The organism is Sphingobium sp. (assembly GCF_033795625.1).
In the GTDB taxonomy this organism is placed as follows: domain Bacteria; phylum Pseudomonadota; class Alphaproteobacteria; order Sphingomonadales; family Sphingomonadaceae; genus Sphingobium.
Genome location: NZ_JARYGI010000071.1, coordinates 1 through 6,008 on the forward strand (window position 1 = coordinate 1; position 6,008 = coordinate 6,008).

Annotated in this window: 6 protein-coding genes; all 6 read right to left on the bottom strand. The window is 57.3% G+C overall.

Annotated features, from left to right (window positions below; all coding sequences use genetic code 11):
* Positions 1 to 35: 35 nt before the first annotated feature.
* Positions 36 to 380 carry a hypothetical protein gene (locus tag QHC67_RS18425; protein WP_319296590.1) on the bottom strand — a complete coding sequence of 115 codons (345 nt, stop codon included), beginning with the start codon at positions 378 to 380 and terminating at the stop codon, positions 36 to 38.
* Between the two features lie 2 nt (positions 381 to 382).
* Positions 383 to 1,540 carry a glycosyltransferase family 4 protein gene (locus tag QHC67_RS18430; RefSeq protein ID WP_319296592.1) on the bottom strand — a complete coding sequence of 386 codons (1,158 nt, stop codon included), beginning with the start codon at positions 1,538 to 1,540 and terminating at the stop codon, positions 383 to 385.
* Positions 1,541 to 1,761: 221 nt separating this feature from the next.
* Positions 1,762 to 2,742 (bottom strand): SDR family NAD(P)-dependent oxidoreductase, encoded by a 981-nt coding sequence (locus tag QHC67_RS18435; RefSeq protein ID WP_319296593.1) that lies wholly within the window; start codon positions 2,740 to 2,742, stop codon positions 1,762 to 1,764.
* 198 nt (positions 2,743 to 2,940) lie between these two features.
* Positions 2,941 to 4,323, bottom strand: coding sequence for a sugar transferase (locus QHC67_RS18440; RefSeq protein WP_319296595.1), 1,383 nt, complete (start codon positions 4,321 to 4,323; stop codon positions 2,941 to 2,943).
* A 167-nt stretch (positions 4,324 to 4,490) separates the two neighbouring features.
* Positions 4,491 to 5,246 (bottom strand): methyltransferase domain-containing protein, encoded by a 756-nt coding sequence (locus tag QHC67_RS18445; protein WP_319296597.1) that lies wholly within the window; start codon positions 5,244 to 5,246, stop codon positions 4,491 to 4,493.
* A 71-nt stretch (positions 5,247 to 5,317) separates the two neighbouring features.
* Positions 5,318 to 6,008 (bottom strand): glycosyltransferase family 2 protein (locus QHC67_RS18450; RefSeq protein ID WP_319296599.1); only part of this gene is annotated, 691 nt, incomplete at its 5' end.

Here is a 6,008-nt window from a genome sequence, read left to right on the forward strand (position 1 = left end):
CGCTTCAAATGACCGACGTCAAACTGTCGAAGTCCTCAGATCGATCCCCGAACGACCCTATTTCCGCACCCTGCTAGAGCCCAGGCGATGCTGAGCCATACCCAGGCCAAAGCCGCGACGATGGCGATCGGCACGACCAGCATCCTCTTGGGGTCGATGAGCGGGCGGCTGCCGATGACCGCGAGGGCGAAGACGGTGATGTACCCCGCCTGCCGTAGGGGGCTTCCCTCGCCCGTGCCAGGCAAGCCGCTGTACGACATGAAGGGCCCGAGCAAGCAGAAGATTATCAGGATCACCCAAGCGAAGAGCAAGGGCCCCCGTCTGATAGGCAGAAGCAGGCGATCGTCCGCCGCTGTGGGGTCAGCCGTCAACAGTTTCATCTTCAGCCTGCCGGTTCGATAGCGGCCGATATCGAACGCTCTGCAGGCGTGATCAACGGGCGGGCCAAAGCCACATACTGCTTCATCATCTGCTCGAAAGTACACTCCCGCGCCAGCTTCAAAGCCCGATCGCTCCAAAGGGCTCGCTGCTGGGGATCATCAAGGATGGATTCGACAGCGCGCGCCAGTCCAGCATCATCCTCCAGATCGACTGCGATCCCGCATCGCGTGCCGTCTTTGGCCGTGATCGCTTCAACCTGGCTTGGTACGTTCGACACTACCAGCGGAAGACCGAGTTTCGCCGCCTCGATCAATGCAAGGCTATGCCCTTCGAAGAGGCTTACCTGCACAAACACATCGCCTCTCGACAAAAAGGTGAGCGCCTCTTCGCGGTCCCGATTGCCAAGCAAGTGCATCCGGTCCGTGAGGCCCAGATCGTCTATCATCGCACGCAGTTCATCCTCGTCCGCGCCGCAGCCGAGGACATCGACTTCGACGTCGCGCATCAATGCCGTAGCACGGATCAGCATGGGGTGGTTCTTAGGCCACTCCAGGCGCCCGCTCACCACGATTTTCCGAGTTTCCGGGCGATTGATTGCCTGTAACCGCAGCCGCTCGAGTAGATCTTCGATGCGGGGCGGGATCGCATTATTTATCGTGACGCGCTTTGCCTTGTACGCGGCGGGTTTGCCATTCAACGTGCGGTTTACCGAATTCGAAACGCTGACCACAGCAGCTACATTTTTACCGCGCCCGGTAAAACGATCCAGCAAATTCAAGCCAGGCTTATATACATTGGCTGGAGAATGATGGGAGATTATCACTCGCGTTGCCGGGCTGAAAATACGAGCGAAAAACGGTACGAGAACATTTGCGGCAGGCATCGATGAAATGATGACTTGTGGCTTTTCCGTGATCATCCATCGCGCCAATTCACGCAGCATCCGGAATTTGCCACTCAATCCGGTCGGCGTACCGGGAATGACATAGGTCCATGCGAGGATATTCGTTGGCGGCTCGGTGATCGCGGGAAGGGGATATAAACCTACCAGACGTGCGGAATAGCCAAGCTCATGGAAGCCTTCCGCAAGATTGGTCCATATTTCCCGAACTCCTCCATGTGCATGCGAAGCAAAAAAAACAACAGACTTGCCCGGCACCAACGTCCTCCACGGTGTCGCACTTAGTCGACGGCCAGTAAGCGGTTTGCCGCACGTCTCCTGATCAACCGAAGATTAGTGACCTGATCAAACGCACGACATGATTTGGAACACCCACGGCCTGCTTCACCCGATGAAAATCCATCGAGTACAACCGACTACTAAGTATTTGTCCGCAGTGTATCGCATGAAAACGCACCACGCGATGTGAGAATTCGCAACTACGCTATGTTGTAGTAGTCCTTGTACCACCGGGCGAAGCGGTTCAGCCCTTCCTCGAGCATTACCTTGGGTTTGTATCCCGTCAGCGCGTTGAGTTTGGAAACGTCCGCGTAAGTGGCCGTCACATCGCCGGGTTGCATAGGCCGCATGATTTTCTCACCGGACTTGCCGATAGCGCGCTCCAGTGTCTCGATCATTTCCATCAAACCGACCGGGTGACTGTCGCCGATGTTAAGGACGCGATGCTCGCCCTTATCCGGTGCATTGTCCAAAGCGCCGACGATGCCATCGACGATGTCGTCGATATAGGTGAAATCGCGAGCCATTTTGCCTTCACCATAAACTTCTATGGGCTCGCCGTTCAGGATCTTCTTGGTGAAGCCGAAATAGGCCATGTCGGGGCGACCCCATGGACCATATACCGTGAAGAAGCGCAGGCCGGTCTGGGGAAAGCCGTATAGCTTTGCGTAGGACTGGCTCATTAGCTCGCAGGAGCGCTTGGTCGCGGCATATAGCGACACGGGGTTCGTGGCAGGCTCGTCTTCGACAAAGCCCTGGCCGCCCATCGGTTTATCGCCATAAACCGAACTGGAAGACGCGTAGACCAAATGCCCGAAGCCCTCCGCATGCCGACAAGCTTCCATGATCGCCAAGTGACCGGCCAGGTTGGATTTTTCATACGCGAACGGATTGTCGATGCTGTAGCGCACGCCCGCTTGTGCGGCGAGATGCACCACGCGCGTCACCTTGTTCTCGCGCACCAACGCCGCGATGCCTTCTGCATCGGATATGTCCATGCGATGGAAGCTGAATTCCCGGCGCCCATTGAAGGTCGAAAGCCTGGCTTCCTTCAGGGACGTCTCGTAATAATCGTTGACGTTATCAACGCCGATTACAGTTTCACCTCGTTCCAGCAGCCGATGCGCGGTCGCGTGACCAATGAAACCTGCGGTGCCAGTGACAAGAATAGGTGATGTCATGTTAAACCCCAGAGCCTACAGGTGCACCTTCACACGAAAGGGCCGACTGTAGCGCCTCCGGAATTTCGGAAGCTACCGCTCGCGTCAATCGATACATCAAAGGCCCCCAACTGATCTATGTCGCTGCGATGCAGCATAGCGTGGGGGGCTGATAACTCAACCTAGTTAACCGTCGGATAGTTTGCTCTGTCGGCGCAGCTAAAAAGCGTTGCGATGGACCACGACGCCCAATGTTCGCGCGAGGATCACCAACTCCCGGCCGAGGGTCCAACTCTCGATATATTCCAGATCAGCGCCCAGCCGGTTGATCAGGTCATCCGGCACTTCGGTAGCGCCGCGATAGCCCCGAACCTGCGCGAGTCCGGTAATTCCGGGCTTCAGCGAATGGCGCATCCAGTATTTATGATCCACTTCCCAGAAAAGCTGGTTGCCCGCCATCGAGCCGAGCGCATGGGGACGTGGACCCACGAGGCTCATGTCACCGATCAGGACGTTGAACAGCTGGGGAAGCTCGTCGATGCTGGTGGATCGTATGAACTTGCCGATCCGGGTCACTCTATCATCATCGCGGGAGGCCGAACGCTTGCCGCTGCTGTCCGAGGTTTCCACACGCATGCTGCGAAACTTCATGATCTTGAACATGCGATTACCGCGTCCGATGCGGTTCTGCTTGAACAGGATCGGGCCCGGACTGTCGAGTCGGATCGCGATCGCGATGACCAGCAACAGAGGCGTCAATGCGATGATCGCTGGTACAGTCAGCAGAAGATCGAGCATACGCTTTTTGGCCCGGTTGGAGGTGCTGAGCGGCCCGCGCGATACGATATGCGTGTCGTGACCGCTAAACAGCCCAATCCCGACGATACCCGTGGAATCGAATTCAGGCGCTACGATCTCTCCGTTGATGTTGGCGCCGCGTAGAAGCATCGTCCAACGGGTCCTGCGTTCGGCGCTACATGCTACGACCACGCGCTCAAATCCATCGACCAGCAGGCCAAGGCGCTGAAGCATTTCGGGATTGCCAAGATCGGGCTCAAAGCCAATGTCGCGGGTGTGGACGAGGTGGTTTACCCGTGGGCACTCCAACTCTACGTCGTCGATGATGAGGAGTTCGTTGATCGGGGATCCTTCAAGTCTCCTTTCGGCGTAGCGGCAGAAAGCGAAGCGCAAGCCGACGAGGAAAATTGCCGATAGCGTGGCCCCGGCGCCAAAGGTCAGGCGCGATACGGTGTCCGCTGCGCGTATTGCGAAGAAGACGAAGATGATCGTGATCACGGCATATAGCAGCGCAGCCAGCGCCTTGGAGGCATTGACCCGTGGCGTCAGCAGAGCGGAACTGCTGTAGGTCTCGCCCTGAATCGCATATCCCAGATAAACAGGAATCAGCATCGTCGACAGGCGGAGGCCGGACAGCGCAGCCGTGTCGAACCGAATCAGTCCCACGAGGAAGAAGGCGATGACAATCGCGAGGCTGTCGAGCGCCATCAATTCCAGATAGAGGCTCAGCCGCCGGAGACGTTTCTCCGCAGGCTTTACCGCTATTATGGATCCGGACTGCTCCATCCGATATGGGGCATTCATCGCTCGACCTCGACTTCAAATGTGGCCAAACGGCCGGGCGCGACTATTACGATAGGAATTACTAAATTTCTCTCCGATGAACAAGCATATGTTGCAGTGCGGCATTCTGTATATCCTGCAGCAATGCAGCTGAAACGCGGAGTTGTCTCGCTTACCAAGTTGTGGGACTATCGCAGCCCATCAACTTGCAGCTTGCGCGCTCGAAAAATGACGTCATCCAGCGCATAGCGATCCTGTACGACCTGGCTCAGATCGCGCGCTGCAATCATCTCAAGGCTGAAGCCGGCAGTACGGATACGGTCGGCAAAATCAGGTCCATATTGGCGGATATGGTCCCATTGCCCGAAGCGCTTTTCTCTCTCGCGCTGTGACATTCCCCTATGGCCATCTATGGTGGGCTTGTCACAAAGCGGGACGATGAGCCATGCCTCTCCGCCGAATTTTAGCGCCGCATAGATGTTGGAGAGTACGAGAGCGTCATCTTCGACATGCTCCATGACGTGGCTGGCATATATCACGTCATATCGTTGGCTTGCTTCGAAACGCATCAGGTCGAGGGGTATGATGCCTTCCAGCGCATAGACTTCCGGGTGAAGGTCGGCGGGAACATAGTCGCCCGCTTGCGCCTGAAACCGGCGGACGAGGCCTGCTTCATTCGGAGCGATATGCAGGACCGACCCACCCGGCGGAATCGTGAGGCCGCCGCTATCGAGCAGATGGGCCACCAGACGTTGGCGAGGGGAGGCGCCACAGGAGGGGCAGCCCCAACGCGGATTTGCGCCGTAGCGAAAGAACCCGACGACGGGTTTTTTGCAGGCGGGGCAACCATAGCCACTTTTTGCGCGTGCAGCTTTGCGCAATTTGAGCATCGATAAGGAGGCCCATTTGATCGCGGCCTTCGATGCCCGTTGAAACGTAATCACCCTTGTTCTCCGTGCGGATCTCGGCGCCTCTATACGCAAGCAGGGGGTGAGGTTCGAACGATTTATATGCTTCAGTCACGCGACTTTGCAGGTGCCCATGTCTGGTAGGTTTTACCCCGCACGGCGTCGAGCACACCCAGGAATGTAGCGCCGATGGACAGCAGGATCTCCGTCATGGGGGTAAGCAGCGGCACGGTAAGGATGCGTCCGATCAGCAAGGCAGCAATGCAGAAGACCCAAAGGGCGGCGGCGTGAAGCGGATGTCCGTCCGCCAGCAATGCCAGGCTGAAACTCAATAGCCCCATTAGCAATATCGGCGCGCCAAACCATCGCAGCAGCTTGTGCGAGACATATTTATAGATGTCGCGCGCCGCAAAGTGCCTGACGATCTGCGGCCAAAGATGGCGATGCGTGTTGAAGGCGCGGCAGGCGATGCGGCGCTTGCGTCGGAATTCGTCTCCTGCGTCGGTAGTGCTCTTTTCATAAGCGATGACGTCCGGCGCGCTGATCAGCCGATAGCCATCGAAGATGACGCTGATCGATGCCGTCATGTCGTCCAGCAGATGTGGAGGCACTTCCGGATACAGCGCCCGACGGGTCGCGAAGATCGAGCCATCTGCGCCCATCATCGATCCGCACCGCGATTCGAGGGCTTTGATTCGTTCTTCCAGTCGCCAATACAAACCGCGGCTCTGTTGCAAAGATTGGCGGCAGTCAGAGGTAGGCTGTCGCTCTGCGCCGATCAGGCGGCTGCTGCGAAAT